The sequence below is a fragment of the Streptomyces sp. NPDC046860 genome, from assembly GCF_040645115.1.
Classification (GTDB): domain Bacteria; phylum Actinomycetota; class Actinomycetes; order Streptomycetales; family Streptomycetaceae; genus Streptomyces.
In genome coordinates, this window is record NZ_JBEYXQ010000001.1 from 483,070 (window position 1) to 502,908 (window position 19,839).

The 19,839-nt window shown below is 74.4% G+C and carries 12 protein-coding genes; all 12 read left to right on the forward strand.

From position 1 onward, the window contains the following. Positions 1-178: 178 nt before the first annotated feature. From proB to ABZ898_RS02260, 12 genes are read left to right on the forward strand one after another with little or no spacing between them, the layout of a single operon-like run. Positions 179-1,273, forward strand: coding sequence for a glutamate 5-kinase (gene proB / locus ABZ898_RS02205; protein ID WP_361651854.1), 1,095 nt, complete (start codon positions 179-181; stop codon positions 1,271-1,273). Next, entirely contained in the window at positions 1,264-2,514 is a 1,251-nt protein-coding gene (locus tag ABZ898_RS02210; RefSeq protein ID WP_361651856.1) for a glutamate-5-semialdehyde dehydrogenase, read from the forward strand. Before proB ends, ABZ898_RS02210 begins: the two co-directional genes overlap by 10 nt. Further along, positions 2,504-3,685, forward strand: a complete 1,182-nt coding sequence (locus ABZ898_RS02215) for an aminotransferase class I/II-fold pyridoxal phosphate-dependent enzyme (protein WP_361651858.1) — start codon at positions 2,504-2,506, stop codon at positions 3,683-3,685. Before ABZ898_RS02210 ends, ABZ898_RS02215 begins: the two co-directional genes overlap by 11 nt. 60 nt (positions 3,686-3,745) lie before the next feature. After that, entirely contained in the window at positions 3,746-3,970 is a 225-nt protein-coding gene (locus ABZ898_RS02220) for an MbtH family NRPS accessory protein (protein WP_361651860.1), read from the forward strand. After that, a complete protein-coding gene (locus tag ABZ898_RS02225) occupies positions 3,967-5,685 on the forward strand; it encodes an ABC transporter ATP-binding protein (protein WP_361651862.1) in 1,719 nt (572 codons plus the stop codon). Before ABZ898_RS02220 ends, ABZ898_RS02225 begins: the two co-directional genes overlap by 4 nt. Continuing rightward, positions 5,682-7,424, forward strand: coding sequence for an ABC transporter ATP-binding protein (locus ABZ898_RS02230; protein WP_361651864.1), 1,743 nt, complete (start codon positions 5,682-5,684; stop codon positions 7,422-7,424). The genes ABZ898_RS02225 and ABZ898_RS02230 overlap by 4 nt, the downstream gene beginning before the upstream one ends. Next, positions 7,399-8,706 carry a hypothetical protein gene (locus ABZ898_RS02235; protein WP_361651865.1) on the forward strand — a complete coding sequence of 436 codons (1,308 nt, stop codon included), beginning with the start codon at positions 7,399-7,401 and terminating at the stop codon, positions 8,704-8,706. The genes ABZ898_RS02230 and ABZ898_RS02235 overlap by 26 nt, the downstream gene beginning before the upstream one ends. 8 nt (positions 8,707-8,714) lie before the next feature. Further along, positions 8,715-11,069 carry a condensation domain-containing protein gene (locus ABZ898_RS02240; RefSeq protein WP_361651867.1) on the forward strand — a complete coding sequence of 785 codons (2,355 nt, stop codon included), beginning with the start codon at positions 8,715-8,717 and terminating at the stop codon, positions 11,067-11,069. Then, positions 11,062-11,817 carry a hypothetical protein gene (locus ABZ898_RS02245; protein WP_361651869.1) on the forward strand — a complete coding sequence of 252 codons (756 nt, stop codon included), beginning with the start codon at positions 11,062-11,064 and terminating at the stop codon, positions 11,815-11,817. Before ABZ898_RS02240 ends, ABZ898_RS02245 begins: the two co-directional genes overlap by 8 nt. A 50-nt stretch (positions 11,818-11,867) precedes the next feature. Further along, entirely contained in the window at positions 11,868-13,661 is a 1,794-nt protein-coding gene (locus ABZ898_RS02250) for a non-ribosomal peptide synthetase (RefSeq protein ID WP_361651870.1), read from the forward strand. Between the two features lie 11 nt (positions 13,662-13,672). Further along, entirely contained in the window at positions 13,673-14,854 is a 1,182-nt protein-coding gene (locus tag ABZ898_RS02255; protein ID WP_361651872.1) for an acyl-CoA dehydrogenase family protein, read from the forward strand. A gap of 49 nt (positions 14,855-14,903) precedes the next feature. Beyond that, positions 14,904-19,811: an amino acid adenylation domain-containing protein gene (locus ABZ898_RS02260; protein ID WP_361651874.1), complete on the forward strand. Its 4,908-nt coding sequence runs from the start codon at positions 14,904-14,906 to the stop codon at positions 19,809-19,811. The last annotated feature ends 28 nt before the right edge of the window (positions 19,812-19,839 follow it).

Sequence of the window (19,839 nt, forward strand, 5' to 3'; positions counted from 1 at the left end):
TCCGAAGAAAACTTCTCGATGTTGCCGCAGTGTGCCCGCAGGCGCCCCGGAGAAGTCCGGTGGCCGCGCGCACCGCGTGCCCTTCCCACGACGCCCTCGGGATCTCCGAGCGGCGTCGTACGTGTTTTCGCCGCTCATCGTTCTCTGCTTCATCCGCGTACGACGGGGGTGCGGACGTATGTCCGGAACAGAAGCGTTGCCCGCAGCCGAGGCCACGGCGTCCTCGTGCGTCGTCATCAAGATCGGCAGTTCCTCCCTGGTCGAGGGAGCGGAGGTGGACGCCGCCAAGGCGGACGTCGTCGCCGCCATGGTGCGCCGGCTGCGCGACGAGGGCCTGACGGCCGTCGTCGTCGCCTCCGGCGCCATCGCGCTCGGCCGGGAGACCCTCGGCGAGGGCCCCGGAGAGACCGGGACGCGCAGGCAGGTCATGGCGGCGCTCGGCCAGGGCCCGCACTTCCAGGCCGTCGGCGCCGCCTTCGCCCGGCAGGGCCTGGCCTCGGCCCAGTTCCTGCTCACCCCGCGCGACATCTGGGACCCCGAGCACGGCGCCTCCGTCCGCGCCGCCCTGCTGCACACCCTGGCGGCCGGTGCCGTACCGGTCGTCAACGAGAACGACGCGATCATGGTGCGCAACAACGACGTGCTCGCCGCCCTGCTCGCCGCCCGCCTCGGCGCCCGCGCCCTGATGCTCCTCACCGACGTGGACGGCCTCTACGACCGCAACCCCCGGCTGCACCCCGACGCCCGCCGCATCGACGTCGTCGACGTCATCACCGCGGACCTGGAGACGGCCGCCACCGGCGCCGACTCCGCGCACGGCACCGGCGGCATGGCGGCCAAGCTCGGCGCCGCGCGGATCGCCACCCGCAGCGGCGTGCCCACCGTCATCGCCCGCTTCGACGGCGCCGACGCGGCCGTCGAGGCGTGCCGGGGCCGGCCGCGCGGCACCCTGGTGCGCGCCGCCAGGACCGACGAGCCCCTGCGCGCCCTGTGGTCCGCCTTCGCCCAGCCCCCCGGCGGCCGCCTCGTCTGCACCCCGGACGGCGAGTCCGCGCTCGCCGCGCGCGGGCCGCTCGACCGGCGGGGCGTCGCCGCCGCCGGCGGCGACTTCCCGGCCGGGACCGTCATCGACCTCGTCACGGCACACGGTGACCTCCTCGCGCGCGGCCGTGCCCGCCTCGGGGCGAAGGAGATCACCCGGCTCCCGGCCGGAGCGCCGGTGCTGCATCCCGATGAATACGTCAGCCTGCTGGAGGTAGAACCGTGTCCGTGATCGACATCTGCCGCGCTGCCAAGGAGGCCGCCGCCGAACTCCGCGTCCTGCGGACGGAGGTGAAGGACGCCGCCCTCGACGCCATGGCGGACGCGCTGGAGACCCACCGCGACCGGCTGATCGAGGCCAACGCCGTCGACGTGGAGAAGGCCCGCGCCGCCGGAGTCTCGGCCACCCTCGTGGACCGCCTGACGCTGACCGACTCCCGGATCGCCGGCATGGTCCGGGCCATCCGCGTCATCACCGGCCTGCCCGACCCGGTCGGCCTCGGCGTCGGCCGCCAGGAGCGCCCCAACGGCCTGGTCATCGAGCAGGTGCGCGAGCCCCTCGGCGTGGTCGCCGTCATCTACGAGGCCCGCCCCAACGTCACCGCCGACGTGGCCGCGCTCTGCCTGAAGTCCGGCAACGCGGCCGTGCTGCGCGGCTCGTCCATCGCCTACCACAGCAACGCCGCCATCATCGAGGTCCTCCGGGAGGCCCTGGCCGGTGTCGAGGGCATCCCGGACAACGCCGTCCAGCTCATCCACGACGTCTCCCGCGAGGCCGCGCTGGAACTGCTGCGCGCCAAGGGCTACATCGACCTGCTGGTGCCGCGCGGCGGCCCGGAGCTGATCCGCACGGTCGAGGAGAACGCCACCGTCCCCACCGTCATCGACGGCGACGGCAACTGCCACACCTACGTCGACGCCACCGCCGACCGCGCGATGGCCACCGCGATCGTCGTCAACGCCAAGACCTCCCGGCCCAGCGTGTGCAACGCGATGGAGACGCTGCTGGTCCACCGCGACCTCGCCGAGGAGTGGCTGCCGGGCGCCCTGGACGAGCTGAAGGGGCTCGGCGTGGAGGTGCGCGGCTGCGAGCGGGTGCGCGCGGTGTGGCCGGCGGCGGTCGCGGCCGAGGAGAAGGACTGGGGCACCGAGTACCTGGACCTGATCCTCGCAGTGAAGGTCGTCGACGACCTGGACGAGGCCATCGCCCACATCGGGAGGTGGGGCACCATGAACGCGGACGGCATCGTCGCCCAGGACATCGCCGTCGCCCAGCGCTTCACCCGCGCGGTCAGCACCGGCTCCGTCTTCGTCAACACCTCCACCCGCTACTCCGACGGCGGCGAGTTCGGGTACGGCGTCGAGATCGGTGTCTCCACCCAGAAGCTGCACAGCCGGGGCCCGATGGGCCTGGAGTCGCTGACCTCGGTGAAGAACGTGGTGTGGGGGAACGGGCAGGTCCGTGTCCTCTGACCTCGCCGCCGGGCCCGCCGGCCGGAACCGGCCCGGACGGCTCGACGCCATCGGCCAGGCGTCCTCCATCGCCGTCAACAACCTCGTCTACGACATGAAGGAGGCCGGCCGGGACGTCATCACGCTGTCCCTCGGCGAAGCCTTCTTCGACCTGCCGGTGCCCGCGTTCGCCGCGGGCACCGGTGTCGACCTGCACCACTACACCCACTCGCGCGGCGTGCCCCGCCTGCGCGAGGAACTCGCCGCCTACTACCGCGACCAGTGCCGGGTGCCCGTCGACCCCGAGCGCGAACTCATCGTCACCGCCGGCTCCAAGATGGCGCTGTTCATGGCGCTGCTCGCGGTCGTCGGCCCCGGTGACGAGGTCCTCGTCCGCGAGCCGCTGTGGGTCAGCTACCCCGACCAGATCCGGCTGGCCGGGGGCGTCCCGGTGGCCGTCCCGCACCACGTGCCGGTCGGCGAGCTGAAGAACCACATCACCCCGCGTACCCGCGCCATCGTCGTCAACAACCCGCAGAACCCCTCGGGGAACCTGCTCACCGCCGACGAGGTGGCCGAACTGCACCGGCTGGCCGACCGGTACGGCCTCACCCTGATCGCGGACGAGGCGTACAACGAGTTCGTGCCGCTGGGCGCGGAGTTCGTCTCCCTCGGGGTGCACGACCCGGAGAAGCGGCACACGGTGATCTGCAACTCGATGTCCAAGAACTACGGGATATCGGGCTGGCGGGTCGGCTACCTCATCGGGTCCGGCGCCTTCCTCGACGACGTGCTCAAGCTCCAGCAGCACATCGTCACCTGCGCCCCCTCGATCCTGTGCCACTTCCTCGCCGAGCACTTCGGCGCCCTGCTCGCGGTGACCCGCCCGCAGATCGCGGAGGTGGTCGCCCGGCGCAACCGCGTCGAGAAGACGCTCACCGCCGCCGGGATCGAGACCCTCGCCGGGGACTCGACGTTCTACCTGTTCGCCGACATCGGCCGCACCGGCGCCGACAGCGAGCGGTTCGCCCGCGACCTGCTGCTGGACCACGGGGTCAGCGTCGTCCCCGGCAGCGGGTACGGCGCCTCGTGCGCCGGATTCGTCCGGATCTCCGTCGGCGCCGAACCGGAGGCCCGCGTCAGTGCCGGGGTCGACCGGCTGATCGCGGCCGCGGTCCCGGCCCGCCGGTGAGCCGCGCACCGCCCGCCCGACCCCCGGCCCGGCACGACAGCAGCGAGAGAGAAGAAGGACATGAGCGACAGCCAGGACACCGTGACCTACCAGGTCGTCGTCAACCACGAGGAGCAGTACTCGATCTGGCCGGTGGACGACCCGATGCCTCCCGGCTGGACGGCGAGCGGGCCCTCGGGCACCAAGGCCGAGTGCCTCGCCCACATCGAGGAGGTGTGGACCGACATGCGTCCGCTCAGCCTGCGCCGCCACATGGAGCGGGCCGAGCCGGCGGGCGAGCGGTGAAGAAGCGCGTCTCCCTCCTGTGGAGGTACCTGCACGGCCACCGGGTCCGCGCCTCGGTCCTCGGGGTCCTGGTCATGGGCAACGTCGCCCTGACCGTGCTCAACCCGCAGTGGCTCGGCCGCTTCATCGACGGCGCCGAGGACGGCCGCGGGGCCGACGCCCTGGTCGACATCGCGCTCGTGTTCATCGCGCTCACCGTGCTCAACCAGTGCGTGGTCGCCGCCGCCGGCTACCTCGCCGAGGACCTGAGCTGGCGCGCGACCAACACCCTGCGCACCGACCTCGCCGAGCACTGCCTCGACCTGGACATGTCCTTCCACAAGGAGCACACCCCGGGCGAGCTGATCGAGCGCATCGACGGCGACGTGGCCACGATGGGCAACTTCTTCTCCACCTTCGTCTTCCACGTCTTCGCCAACGCGGTCCTCGCCGTCGGCATCGTCGGCGTCAGCTTCTTCGCCGACTGGCGCACCGGGCTCACCCTGCTGCTGTTCGCGCTGCTCGTGCTCCCGCTGGTCCGTGTCGCCCAGCGGCGCGCCAAGCCGTACTTCACCGCCATGCGGCAGACCAACGCCGAGATCTCCAGCTTCCTGGAGGAGAGCGTCAGCGCCACCGAGGACGTGCGCGGCAACGGCGCCGAACGCTACGTCATGGCCCGCCTGGACGGCCTGCTGGACCGCTTCCGCAAACTGATGAAGGTCGAGGCCATCGCGGTCCGCGCCTCCTCCAGCGTGCTGGAGACCAGCGTCTCCCTGGCGACCGGCGCCATCTTCGCCCTCGGCGCCTACCTCATCTCGCACGGCCGGATGGAGCTGGGCCAGCTCTACGTGTCGTACTTCTACACGAGCATGCTCTCCATGGCGCTGTTCCGGATCGCCTACCGGGCCGACGGCCTCCAGGTCGCCCTGGCCGGCATGGACCGCACCGCCGAGATCCTCGACACCGAGAGCCGCGTCAAGGACACCGGCACCACGCCGTTCCCCGCCGCTCCGGTCACCGTCGAACTCGACCACGTGCACTTCTCGTACGCCCCCGGGAGCACCACCCTCGACAACGTCAGCCTCACCATCCCCGCCGGGCGGTCGCTGGCGCTCCTCGGCCGCACCGGCAGCGGCAAGACCACCGTGGCCCGGCTGCTGCACCGGGCCATGGACGCCGACCGGGGCGCCGTCCGCCTCTCCGGGGTCGACATCCGCGACATCCCGCTGGACGAACTGCACCGGCACGTCGGCGTGGTCACCCAGGACGTGCACATCTTCCGGGCCAGCGTGCGCGACAACCTCACCATGTTCGACCCGGACGTCACCGACGAGCAGGTCTGGAAGGCGCTCGACGGGCTCGCCGTCGCCGACTGGATCCGGCAGCAGCCCGAGGGACTGGACACCGTCCTGGAGGGCACCGGCGCCCTGTCCGCGGGGCAGGCCCAGCTCATCGCGCTGGCGCGGGTGTTCCTGCGCGACCCGGCCGTGGTGATCCTGGACGAGGCGTCGTCCAGGCTCGACCCGGCCACGGAACAGCTCACCGGCCGCGCGACGGCCGAACTCATGGAAGGCCGGACCACGCTGGTGATCGCCCACCATCTGTCCACCATCAAGGACCTGGACCACGTGGTGATCCTCGAGGAGGGCCGGGTCCGCGAGGCCGGCGAGCGGGCCGCGCTCGCCGCCGACCCCGCCTCCCACCTGTCCTCCCTGCTCGCCGGGAGTGCCGCGTGAAGGCGTACGAGACGTTCGGCCGGGTGGTGCGCTCCGCGCCCGGACCGTTCACCGTCAACTTCCTGCTCCAGCTGGTGCGCAGCGGCATCCTGGTGGTGCCCGGCCTGATCGTGCGGGAGATCTTCAACCGGCTCTCCGGCGACGCCGGCTTGGACAACGGGCTGTGGCTGCTGATCGCCCTGCTGGTCGCGGTCGCCCTCGTCCGCGTCGGCGGCCTGATCGCCTGCGTCGCCTACGACGGCATCTGCGAGGCCCACGGCCAGGCCCTGCTCACCCGCGGCGCCGTCCGCGCCCTGCTCGCCCGGCCCGGCGCCACCGCGCTGCGGATGCCCGCCGGTGACGCGGTGAACCGGCTCGTCGCCGACACCGCCAACGCCGCCTCGATGGTCGGCTACACCTTCATGGTGTCCGGCGCGGCCGTGCAGGCGCTGGGCGCGCTCGTCATCATGCTGGCCATCGACCCCGTCGTCACCGCCGTGGTCTGCGTGCCGCTGGTGCTGGCCGGGATCGTCATCAACACGGCCAGCAAGCGCATCCGCAAGTACCACAGCGGCAGCCGCGCGGCGGCGGGCGAGGTCAACGCCTTCCTCGGCGAGATGCTCGGCTCGGTCCAGGCCATCCGGCTCGCCGGGGCCAAGGGACAGATGATGTCCCGGCTCGGCACCCTGAACGAGGACCGGCGCAAGAAGACCCTGCAGAGCAGGCTGTTCACCGACGTGTTCCTGGCCTCGGTGTGGACCAACACCTCCGCGCTCGGCACCGGTGTCGTCCTCGCCCTCACCGCCAAGAGCATCACCGAGGGCAGCTTCACCGTCGGAGACCTCGCCCTCTTCGTCATCTACGTCGGCTGGGTCACCGACTTCACCTCGCTGTTCAGCCAGAACCTCGCCCTGTACAAGGCGTCCGGGGCCTCGCTGGAACGGCTGGAGGAGGTCGCCCCGGGCGCCGTCGGCGACGTGCTCCGGCCCGACCCGGTACGGCTGCCGGCGCCCCGCGAGGGCCTGCGCACCCTGGAGGTGGACGGCCTCACCTGCCGCTACCCCGGCTCGGCCAACGGCGTCGACGACATCAGCTTCCGCCTGGAACAGGGCCAGCTGGTCGTCCTCACCGGCAAGACCGGTTCGGGCAAGACCACCGTGCTGCGCGGGGTGCTCGGCCTGCTGGAGCGGCAGGGCGGCCAGGTGCGGTGGAACGGCGAGGACAGCGAGCGGCTCGCCCCGCCGCGCGCCGCCTACACCCCGCAGGTGCCGCGCCTGTTCTCCGCGCCCGTCCGGGAGAACATCGAACTCGGCGCGGCGGAGGACGAGGACGCGCTGCGCGCGGTCCTGCGCACCGCCGTCCTGGAGGAGGACGTGCGGGGCCTGGACGAGGGCGTGGACACGGTCGTCGGGCACAAGGGCACCAAGCTCTCCGGCGGCCAGGTCCAGCGGGTCGCCGCCGCCCGCATGCTGGCCCGCGAACCCGAACTGCTCGTCTTCGACGACATCTCCAGCGCCCTCGACGGCCCCACCGAACGGCGGCTGTGGCAGGGCCTGCGTGAACGCCGCGCCGCCTCGCCGCTGACCTGCCTGGCCGTCTCCCACCGCCGGGAGACCTTCCGCGAGGCCGACCACATCGTCGTCCTGGACGAGGGCCGGGTCGTCGCCCAGGGCACGCTCGACGAACTGCTCGGCACCAGTGACCGCATGCGTGAGCTGTGGGAGGGAAGAGCTGATGAACCTCAGCCTGACAACGCGTAGGAAGGGCACGGAGGTCTTCCTCACCGGCATGGACGACGGCACCCACGGGCTGCCCGCGCACGAGGCGTCCATGCCGACGGAGATCCGCGCCCACCTCGCCGCGGAGCACGGTCTCGACACCGTCTACCTCGGCCCGCTCGCCCACCTGCCCGACGGACTGCGGGTGCACGCGCTCCAGGCGCTCGGCGCCGACGACCTCAGGGGCGAGTGGTACGACGCCGAGCGGCTGGCCGAGGTGACCTTCGCCCCCGGCCAGCCGGCCGCGCTCGTCGCCGAGCGGGTCGGCGGCGGCGCGGCACTGCCCGAGGTGCCGTGGACCGAGCCGGGCTGGCTCGCCCGCGCCGGAGCCTGGGCCGAGACGGAACTCGCCCGGCACGGCACCCCCGCAACCGCCGCGCCCGAGCAGCTCATCGTCTCCCCCTGGGCGTGCACCCTGCGCATCCCGGCGGGGGACACCCACGCCTTCCTCAAGGCCGCCCCGCACCCCTTCGCCTACGAGCCCGACCTGACCGCGCTGCTCGCCGGACGGTTCCCCGGGCACACCGTCCCGCTGATCGCCCGCCACCCCGACGAGCACTGGATGCTCTCCCTCGACATCGGCGAGGCCCGGGTGGTCGAGGAGGACCTCACCGAGGAACACCTCCCCATCTACCAGCGGGCGCTGGGCAGTTACGCCCGCATGCAGCGGCACCTCGCGGGGGAGACCGACGCCCTGCTGGCGCTCGGGGTCCCCGACCGCCGCCCGGCCGCCCTGCCCGGCCTGTACGAGGAGATCCTCGACGACACCTACTGGCTCGCCGGGGACCTCGACGGCGGCATCGGCGAGGCGGACCGGCGCCGGCTGCGCGCCTACGCGCCCCGGTTCCGCGAGACCTGCGAGGAACTGGCCGCCGCCGCACTGCCCGACACCCTGCTCAACGTCGACTGGTGGCACGGCAACCTGTCCTTCCGCGACCACGGCGACGTGATGTTCGACTGGGCGGAGAGCGTCGTCGGGCACCCCCTGTACTCGCTCACCACCATCGACCGGGTCACCGAGGTCGGCGCGATGCCGGAGTTCTTCCGGGACGCCCTCGCGCGGACCTACCTGGACGCGTGGCGGGAGTTCGCCTCGCCCGCGGAACTGCTGCGCCTGCGCGAACTGGCCCGGCCCGGCGCGATCCTGTGCCGGGTGCAGACCTGGCGCCAGTGCGTGCGGCTGCACGCCGACGCCGACCGCTACGCGCGCGACCGGCTCAGCGTCGCCGCGAATCTCAGCCGTCTGCTGCCACTGGTGAAGTGAGGAGTGCCGTGAAGGCGTTCGCCAGGACGAGAATCCCGCGCCGGGCGGAGACCGGCCTCGCCCCGGTCTCCGAGACCCAGCGCTCGATGTGGTTCCTGGAGCAGGCGGGCCGGGCCGGTGCCTACAACATCGGTCTCTCCGTGCGCATCCGCGGCCCGCTGGACCACGAGGCGCTGCGCCGGGCCCTGCTGGCCGTCGCCCGCCGGCACGAGACCCTCCGCTCGGTGTTCGTCGCCGAGGACGGGGAGGTCCGGGTCCGGGTGCTGCCCGTCGAGGAGTTCGCCGGGCTGCTGTTCCCGCCCGACTGGGACGGCAGCGCCGAGGCCCCCTTCCGGCTGGACGGCGGCCCGCTCTTCCGCGCCCGGCTGACCTGCGCCGCCCCCGGCGAACACCTGCTGCTGCTCTGCTTCCACCACGTCGTCTACGACGGCGGTTCCGCCGCCCTGTTCTGGGACGACCTGTGGCAGGCGTACACCGGTGCCGGACTGCCCGACCTGGAGATCCAGTACACCGACTACGCCGCCTGGCAGCAGGAGCGGCTGGAGGGCGGGGTGCTGGCCCGGCAGACCGGCTGGTGGACCGAGCGCCTGGCCGACGCCCCGATCCTGAGCACCCTGCCGCCGGACCGGCCCCGGCCCGTCCGGCGCACCGGGGAGGGACGCGAACTGCGGGTGCGGGTGCCCGCCGCGACGCACGACGCGCTGGTGGCGCTGGCCCGCGCGGAGACGGCCACCGTGTACATGGTGGTGCTGGCCGCCCTCCAGGCCATGATCGGGCTCGCCTCGGACCGGACCGACGTGCTGGTCGGCTCGCCGGTCTCCGGCCGGGTGCGGCCCGAACTCCAGCCGCTGATCGGCTGCTTCGTCAACACCCTGGTCCTGCGCGCCGACCTGACGGGCGACCCCGCCTTCCTGGACCACCTGCGCCGTACGCGGCTCGGCGTGCTGGACGCCTTCGACCACCAGGAGGTCCCCTTCGACCGGGTGGTGGAGAGCGCCAACCCGCTCCGGCTGCCCGGCACCTCCCCGCTGTTCCAGGTGCTCTACGCCCACCAGGGCGCCTCGGGCGAGGTGGTACCGCCCCCGGCCGGGCTGACCGCCGAGCCGGTGGACGAGCGCACGTCCACCGCCAAGTTCGACCTCCTTCTCACCACCTGGGAGGAGGACGGGGACCTGGTGCTGAGCCTGGAGTACGCCACCGAGCTGTACGACGACAAGAGCGCCGACCGGTTCCTGCGCGAGCTGCTGGAGCTGCTGACCACCGCCGTCACCGCCCCCGGCACCCGCCTGGGCGCCCTCGGCACGGCCCCCTGGGCGGCACCGGCAGCCGCCGCGGCCGCGCGGCCCGAGCCCTCGCTCCCGGAACCGGACGACACCGTGTGGAGCCCGGCCGAGGAGTTCCTGCGGGACGTCTGGGCGCGGCTGCTGGGCCGCACCGACATCGGCCGGCGGGACGACTTCTTCGACCTCGGCGGGCACTCCTTCATGGGCATCCGGATGCTCAACTGGGTGCGGCTGGAGTACGGCGTCGCACTCCCCGCCGGGGTGCTGTTCGAGGCCCGCACCATCGAGCGGCTCGCGGCGGCCGTCGAGCGCGGACTGGGCGGCACCGAGCCCGCCGAACTGGTCCGGCTCGCCCCGGGCGAGGGGGCGCCGCTGCTCCTGGTCCACCCGGTCGGCGGCGGCATCACCTGCTACGTCCCGCTGGCCCGGCGACTGCCCATGCCGGTGTACGGGATCGAGGCCGTCGGCCTGGACAGCGTGGAGGCGATGGCCGACGCCTACCTGGCGGCCGCCGCACCGCTGCTGGAGGAGGGGCCGCTCGCCCTCGGCGGCTGGTCGATGGGCGGGGTCGTCGCGTTCGAGATGGCCCGCCGCCTCCAGGACCGGACCGGGCGGACCGTGCCCGTGGTGCTGATCGACAGCCATGTGCCCGACCCCGGGGCCGAGGCACCGGGCGAGGCCGACCTCGTCCAGTGGTTCGCGCAGGACTGGGGCTCCTCCGCGGGCGGTGACCTCGGTGAGGGGATCACCGGCCGGGCGGAGCTGTGGCGGCGCGCCGAGGAACGCGGGTTGCTGGACCCCGCACGGGACGGGGACGCCGCGCGGCGGCTGCTGGAGCGGTTCGAGACCAACATCGGCGCGGTCGGCCGGTTCCGGGTGCCGTCCGGACACCGGGGCCCGGTACGGCTGCTGGCCGCCGCCGGAGAGACCTGGGCCGCCGGGGACCGGGGCTGGGGCGCCGTCACCTCGGGCGGGCTGACCGTCACCCCCGTGCCCGGCGACCACTACGGGATCATGGCCGACCCCGGGCTGCCGGGCGAGGTCGCGGGCTTCCTCGAAGGCGCGGTGTGCCATGACTGACGTCCTGCTGGCCCTGGACTTCCCCGGCCGCCGGGACGAGGCCCGGATCGCCGACCTGCGGCTGGAGGAGGCGGGCTGGAAGGTCGAGTACGGGCTGACCGCGCCGTACAGCCGGGTGCCGGACGCGGGGGCGCAGGCCGCCGCGATCGCCGCGCGGCGCACGGGCCCGGCCCCGCGCGCGGTGCTCGCCTACTGCATGGCCGCCCCGCTCGCGCACGAACTGGCCGCGCTGCTCAGCACGCCCGGCGCACCCGTACCGCTGCTGCTGTTCGACGGCGAGCCGGGCCGGCCGGACGCGGTGCGCGAGGCCGCCCGCACGGTCGCCGGGCAGCTCACCGGCGGGGCCGCGCAGGCGCTGGACGACGATCCGGAGCTGCTCTCCGACGCGGCCCTGACCGGGCGGCCCGGGGAGGCGATGGCGGCGGTCGAGGACCGGATGACCCGGCTGGCCGCCGAGGTGTTCCTGGGCGACGGCTTCGACGAGGCGGAGGCCCGGGCGGCCGCGACGCAGGTGTCCGGCTTCTACCTGGACTGGATCGCCCACCTGACCGCCTCCCTGCACACCACCCGGCCCGCCTGGGGCGGCCGCGTCCTGCACGTCCGCACCCCCGGCCACACGGGCCCGCGGCAGTGGCCCGGCGCGAGCGGCACGGAGAACCACCTCGTGGACAGCGGCCGCAACGACCTGCTGCGCGACCCCCGCACCAGGGAGCTGGCCCTGACCCTGCTGGGCCCGCCCACCGCATGACGGGCCGAGGCCCGGCACCCGAACCCATCCGGCAGAAGAGGAAGTCCGACGTGTCCCATCCGCGTGACCACGACCCGGCAGACGCGCCGCGCTCGCTGCTGGACCTCTTCGCCCGGACCGTGGCCCGGCACCCGCTGCGCCGTGCGGTGAGCGACCCGGACACGGTGCTCACCTACCAGGAGCTGGACCGGCGCGCGGACGTGGTCGCCGCCCTGCTGACCGCGCGGGGCATCGGTCCGGGGGACCGGGTCGGGCTGTACACCAGCCGGTCCGCCGACGTGTTCACCGCCGTCCTCGGTGTGCTGAAGGCGGGCGCGGCCTACGTCGCCGTGGACGACCGCTACCCCGACACCCGCCGCGACCTGATGCTGACCGCGAGCGGCGCGGCGGCGGTCCTCACCCGCGAGGACTGGGCACCCCGGCTCACCGGTCTCGGCACCGCGGTCGTCCCGCTGCCCGCCGTGTACGGCACCGCCCCGGCCCCCGCCGCCCGGCCCGCCCCCGACGACGCGGCCAGCGTGCTGTTCACCTCCGGCTCCACCGGCACGCCGAAGGCGATCGTGCTGGAGCACCGCAACCTCGTCGCCTTCGCCCGGAACAGCGCCCTGGCCCCGCTCACCGCAGAGGACCGGGTCGGCCAGATCTCCTCGCTCTCCTTCGACCTGTTCCACTACGAGATCTGGAACACCTTCGCGGCCGGCGCCGAGGTGGTCGTCCTGCCGCCGGTGCCCGAGCTGCTGGAGACCGGGTTCCGCGCCGGACTCACCCGGCTCGGGATCACCGCGATGCTGGTGCCGACCATGGTCGTCAACCACGTCGCCACCGAACACCCGGACGCCTTCGCCCCGTTGCGCGTCCTGCAGGTGGCCGGTGACGTGATCCTCCCGGCCGCCTGCCGCAACATCCTCGGCAGCGGCTTCACCGGCGGCCTCTACAACCTGTACGGCCCGGCCGAGAGCACCACCGCCTGCACCGCCCACCGCATCACCGCCCGGGACGCGGAAGGGGACGCGATCCCGATCGGCCGCCCCCTCGACGGCGTCACCGCGCACGTCTTCCACGACGGCCGCCCGGCCGCACCCGGCGAGACCGGCGAACTCCTCATCGGCGGCCTCCAGTTGGCGCGCGGCTATCTGGACGCCCCCGAACTGACGGCGGAGCGCTTCGTGGCGGACCCCCACGGCACCGGGACCGGGCGGGTCTACCGCACCGGCGACCTGGTCCGGCTGCGCGAGGACGGGGTGCTGGACTACGTGGGCCGGGCCGACAACCAGTGCAAGATACGCGGCTTCCGTGTCGAACTCGGCGAGGTGGAGCGGCTGATGCGCACCCTGCCGGGAGTACGGGACGCGGTCGTGGTGGCCGAGGGCGAGGGCACCGACCGGATGCTGACCGCCTTCGTGGCGGGCGACGGCCCGCTGGAGGAGGCCGGGGTGCGCGAGGCGGCCGAGAAGGAGCTGCCGTTCTTCATGGTCCCCGGCTCCGTGCTGATCCTGCCCGGCATCCCGGCCAACCACCACGGCAAACGCGACGTGGCCGCCCTGCTCGGCCTCCTCGCCGAACGCCGCCGCGCCCGCGCCGACGAGGCACCGGCCGCCCTGCTGACGCCCACCGAGCTGTACCTCACCGGACTGTGGGCCGAGCTGCTCGGCCGGCCCGGGATCGGCCGCACGGACCACTTCTTCGAGCGCGGCGGCAACTCGCTGCTGGCCTTCCGCATGAAGATGCGGATCGCCCGCGACCTGGGCGCCGCCATCAGCCACCGCACCGTGCTCGACCACCCGGTGCTGGCCGAACTGGCCCGGGCGGTCGACACCGCCCACGCGCCCGCCCCGCAGCGGTGAAGGACGGCACGATGACGACGGAGACGACCGAGGCCATGGACACCACGCTCCGCGAGGCACTCGCGGCCATCGAGCTCGAACGCGGCACCCTGGCCGAGGGCGCGGTGCGCGCCGACCGGGACGCCGCCTTCCCCAAGGACAACATCGAGGCGCTCAGACGCCGAAGACTCATGGGTGCGGGCATACCCGCCGCCCACGGCGGTCTCGGCCTGGACGTGCCCGCGCTCGCGGAGATCGCGCTGCGCCTCGGTGAACTGTGCGGCTCCACGGCCATGATCTGGGCCATGCACCAGATCCAGGTGCACGCCCTGCTCCGCGCCGCCGAGACGCAGCCGCTCGTCGCCGAGGCGCTCCGCGCCGCCGCGGCCGGACAGCGGCTGATCGCCTCGGTCACCTCCGAGGAGGGCATCGGCGGCAACCTCCGGGAGAGCCGCGCCGCCCTCGAACCCCTCGGCGGCGGATACGAGTTCACCAAGCGGGCCACCACCGTCTCCTACGGCACGGAGGCCGACGCCTACCTCGTCACCCTGCGCCGCGACGCGGCCGCCGCCCCCGGCGACCAGGTGCTGGTGCTGGCCCGCGCCGACCAGGTGCGGCTGCGCGCCACCGGGGAGTGGAACACCCTCGGCATGCGCGGCACCCGCAGCGCCCCGCTGGAGCTGCGCGGTCTGGTCGACGCCGGGCAGGTGCTCGACGAGCCGTTCGGCTCCCTCGCCACCCGCTCGATGGTGCCCGTCTCCCACGTCCTGTGGGCGGCCGCCTGGACCGGCGTCGCGGCGGGCGCCTACCGCCGCGCCGTCCACTGCTCCCGCGCCCGCGCCCGTACCGCCCTGCGCGCGGGCACCTTCGTACCGAACCCGCGCCTCGGCCGGATGCACGCCGCACTGCGTGCCCTGGTGGACGGGGTGCGGGCCTTCGCGGGCGACCACGCCCGCTGGGAGGGCGCCGGGGAGTTCGACGGCGACCTGACCGCACGCGCCAACGCCCTGAAGATCACGGCCTCCGAGGAGTCCGTCGGGGTGGCCGTGCTGGCCCTGGAGGTCTGCGGCATGGCCGGATACAGCGAGGACGGCGAGTTCTCCGTCGCCCGGCACCTGCGGGACCTGTACTCGGGCCGCCTGATGATCTCCAACGACAAGCTGAACGCGGTGAACTCCGAGGTCCTGCTGTTCGGTGACGACGTACTCGCCTGAACCGGCGGTGCCAGCGACCTTGGGGGAGCGAATGACGGGGGAAGAGCGCATGACGGAGCCACCGGTCCCGGTGCACGTACGCATCCTGCGGCAGGCCCGCGCCGAGCCCGGACGCGTCGCCGTGCGCGAGGGCGCGCGCGAGGTGTCCTACGGCGAGCTGGACCGCCTCTCCGGCCGCCTCGCCCGGCGCCTGACCGCCCTCGGGGTACGCCCCGAGGACCCGGTCGCGCTGTGCCTGCCCGGCGGCGCCGACGCGGTGGTCACCGTGCTCGGCGTGCTCCGCGCGGGCGGCGCCTACGTCCCCCTGGACCCCGCCTACCCGGCCGAGCGGCTGCGCTTCGTCCTCGCCGACACCGGCGCCCGCTGCCTGGTCACCACCCGGGACCTGCTCGCCTCCGCCGGCGGCGCCCCCGAGCACGTCGTGTTCCTGGAGGACGCCCTCGCGGACGGGGAGGCGGACGAGGGCGGGCCGGGCGCCGACGCGGACGTGCTGCCCGCGAACGCGGCCTACGTCATCCACACCTCCGGCTCCACCGGCCGCCCCAAGGGCGTGCTCGTCGAGCACCGCGCCCTCGCCCATCACCTGCGGGCCACCGCCGGCACCTTCCGGCTCACCCCTGCGGACCGGGTCCTTCAGTGCCGGTCGCTCAGCTTCGACGCCTCCGTGGAAGAGATCTTCCCGGCGCTGGCCCACGGCGCCACGCTCGTCACCCGCCCGGACGGGCTGCGCTGCACCCCGCGCGAACTCGTCGGCTTCCTGGAGGCCGAGGGCGTCACCGTCGCCTCGCTGCCCACCGCCTTCTGGCACGCCCTGACCGAGGACGCCGCCCTCCTCGCCCGGCTCGCCGCCGCACCCCTGCGGTTCGTGCTGGCCGCCGGGGAGCAGGCGGCCGGCGAGCGGCTGGCCGCGTGGAAGCGGACCGTCGGCGAGCACGTCGAGTTCTGCAACGTCTACGGCCCGACCGAGGCCACCGTCACCACCACCGTCCACCGCACCGGGGACGGCCGGGAGCCGGACGGCGCGGCCGCCGTCCCCATCGGCCGCCCCCTGCCGGGCGTCCGCACCCAGGTCATCGACGGCGAGCTGTACGTGGGCGGCGGGGGCGTGGCACGCGGGTACGTGGGCCGCCCCGCGCTGACCGCCGAGCGGTTCCTGCCCGACCCCTCGGGCGAGCCGGGGGCGCGGATGTACCGCACCGGCGACCTGGTGCGCGAACGGGCCGACGGTGTCCTGGAGTTCGCCGGCCGGCGGGACTTCCAGGTGAAGCTGCGCGGCTTCCGGGTGGAGCTGGGCGAGGTGGAGGCCGCGCTCGCCGCCGTGCCGGGGGTCGCGCAGGCCGTGGCCGCCGTCCGCGAGGACGGGCCCGGCGACCGGCGGCTGGTGGGGTACGTGGTGGCCGCCCGGACCGGTCCGGCCGAGATCCGGGAGGCGGTGGCCGGGCGGTTGCCGTCGTTCATGGTGCCGTCCGCCGTGGTGGTGCTCGACGCGCTGCCGCTCACGGTGAACGGCAAGATCGACCGCGCCGCGCTGCCCCGGCCCCGGGTGCTGGGCGCGGGCGCGGAACGGGCCCTGTCCGGGGACGAGTCGGTGCTGTGCCGGCTCTTCGCGGAGGTCCTGGGCGCGGACGAGGTCGGTCCGGACGACGACTTCTTCGCCCTCGGCGGCTACTCCCTGCTTGCGACCCGCCTGGTCGACCTGATCCGGTCCGCCCTGGGCAGGGACCTCCCGTTCGCCGCGGTCTTCGAGACGCCCACCCCGGCCGGTCTCGCCGTACGGCTGGCCGGGGCGCCCCGGACCGGACCGGAACCGGGCCCCCGCGAGCGGCCCGCCGAGCCCCCGCTGTCCTACGCCCAGCGGCGGCTGTGGTTCCTCAACAGCCTCGAAGGCCCCAAGCCCGTCTACAACGTGCCCTACGCGCTCGCCCTCACCGGCCCGCTGGACCCGGCCGCGCTGCACCGGGCCCTGCTGGACGTGCTGGCCCGCCACGAGAGCCTGCGCACCGTCCTGCCCGGCGACCTGGGCGAGCCCTACCAGCAGGTGCTCGCCCCCGAGGAGGTCCTGCCGGAACTGCCCGCCGAGGACGTGGAACCCGGCCGAGTGGCGGCCGAACGGGACGCGTTCGCCGGACGTGCCTTCGACGTGTCCCTCGAACCCCCGCTGCGCGCCCGGCTGCTGCGGACCGGCCCCGAGGCGCACCATCTGCTGCTCGTCCTGCACCACATCGCCGTCGACGGACTCTCCGTACGTCCCCTCGCCGACGACCTCGCCGAGGCGTACCGGGCCCGCGTCAAGGGCGACGCCCCGGCCTGGGAGCCGCTGCCGGTGCAGTACGCCGACCACGCCCTCGGCCAGCGCGAGGCGCTCGGCGACCCGGCCGACCCCGGCAGTGCCGCCGGCCGCTCCCTCGCCCACTGGCGGGACCGGCTGGCCGGGCTGCCCGACCACCTGGAACTGCCCACCGACCGGCCCCGCCCGGCCCGCGCCAGCCACAGCGGCGACGTCGTGCCGTTCGGGCTGGACGCGGACACCCACCGGCTCGTCGCCGACCTGGCCAGGAAGCTGCGCGCCACCCCGTTCATGGTCGTCCACGCGGCCCTCGCCGCCCTGCTCACCCGGATCGGCGCGGGCACCGACACCGTGCTCGGCACCCCGGTCGGAGGCCGCGCCGGGCACCGGCTCGACGACGCCGTGGGCTTCTTCGTCAACACCCTGGTGCTGCGCACCGACACCGGCGGCGACCCGTCCTTCACGGAGCTCGTGCGCCGCGCCCGCGCCACCGACCTGGACGCCTACGCCCACCAGACGCTCCCCTTCGAACTGCTGGTGGAGGCGCTGCGGCCGCCCAGGTCACTGGGACGGCACCCGCTCTTCCAGACCATGCTCGTCTTCGAGGACCGCCGCCCGGCCGCCTTCGAACTGGACCGGGTCCAGGTGGAGACGACCGAACTGCGGCTGCCCGTCTCCCGGTTCGACCTCGTCTTCGGCTTCACCGAGGAGTTCGCCCCGGACGGTGGCCCCGCCGGACTGCGCGGCACGCTGGAGTACAGCACCGACCTGTTCGACCCGGTCACCGCCGAACGCCTCACGGGCCGCCTGTGCGCCCTGCTGCGCGACGCCGTCGCCGACCCCGGCCGCCCGCTGAGCCGCCTCGCGCTGCTGCCCGACTCCGAACGCGCCCTGCTGCGCACGCTGTCCACCGGGGCCGCGGACGCGGAGCCCACCCCCTTCCTGGACGCCTTCGCGGCCCAGGTCCGACTGCGCCCCGACGCCGTCGCCGTACGCCACGAGGGCACCGGGATCAGCTACGCCCGGCTCGACGCCCGCAGCAACCGGCTCGCCCGGCTGCTGCGGGAGCGCGGGGCCGGGCAGGACACGGTGGTGGCGCTGGCGATGCCGCGCTCACCGGAGTTCGTGGTCACCCTGCTCGCCGTGGTCAAGGCGGGCGCCGCCTATCTGCCGGTCGACCCCGGGCATCCGGCCGACCGCATCCGGTTCATGGTCGAGGACGCCGCCCCGGTGTGCGTGGTGGCCTCCGACGAGGTGGCGGAACTGCTGGCGCCGGGCACCGCGACGGTCCCCATGGACCCGGACCTCGACGGCTACGACGACACGCCCCTCACCCACCCCGGCGGGCTCGCCCCCGGCCGGCTGCTGTACGTCATCTACACCTCCGGGTCCACCGGCCGCCCGAAGGCGGTCGCGTTCCCCATGGATGCCTTCGAGAACCTGCTGGCCTGGCACGCCCGGGTCATCGGGGACGAACCGGGCCGCGTCACCGCCCAGTTCGCCTCGCTCGGCTTCGACCCCGCGCCGCAGGAGATCCTCTCGGCGCTCGGCTCGGGCAAGACCCTCGCGGTGCCCCGCGAGGAGGTGCGGCGCAGCCCGGCCGACCTGGTCCGCTGGATGGCGCGGGAGAACGTCTCCGAACTCTTCGCGCCCACGGCCGTCATCCACGGCCTGTGCGAGGAGGCGCTGGAGCAGGGGCTCGATCTGCCCGCCCTCACCGATGTCGCCCAGGGCGGCGAACCCCTCACCGTCAGCCCCGCCATGCGCCGCTTCTTCGGCACCGGCCGCCGGCTGCACAACCTCTACGGCCCCACCGAGACCCACGCGGCCACCGCCCACCTCCTGGACGGGGACGCCGCCGGCTGGCCCGCCACCTCGCCCATCGGCATCCCGCTCGACCACCTCACCTGCCACGTCCTGGACGCCCGCCTCGCCCCCGTACCGCTCGGCAGCGAGGGCGAGCTGTTCGTGGGTGGTGCCGGGGTGGCCCGCGGATACGCCGGGCGGCCGGGGCCGACGGCGGAGCGGTTCGTGCCCGACCCCTTCGGCGAGCCGGGATCGCGGCTGTACCGGACCGGCGACGTGGTGCGCCACCGCCCCGACGGGTTGCTGGAGTTCGTCGGCAGACGCGACTTCCAGGTCAAGCTGCGCGGCTTCCGGGTCGAGCTGGGCGAGGTGGAGGCCGCGCTGAGCGCGGGGCCCGGAGTGGGCCAGTCGGTCGCTGTGGTCCGGGAGGACGAACCCGGCGACCGCCGGCTGGTGGGATACGTGGTCCCCGCCGACGCCGACGTCAGGGCGGTCCGCGAGGCGGTCGCCGCCCGGCTGCCGTCCTTCATGGTGCCGTCCGCCGTGGTCGCGCTGGACGCGCTGCCCCTGACGGTGAACGGCAAGGTCGACCGGGCCGCGCTGCCCCGCCCGCGTGTCGTGGGCGGCGGCCTCTCAGCCGGCCGGACGCTCTCCGACGCCGAGACCGGACTGTGCCGCATCTTCGCCGAGGTGCTCGGCGCCGACCAGGTCGGGCCGGACGACGACTTCTTCGCGCTCGGCGGCCACTCCCTGCTCGCGACCCGCCTGGTCAACCGGGTCCGGTCCGCGCTCGGCCGGGAGGTCCCGATCGCCGCCGTCTTCGAGGCACCCACCCCCGCCGCCCTCGCCGCGCGGCTGGGCTGACTTCCCGCACTCCCGCGCCGGGCTCTGG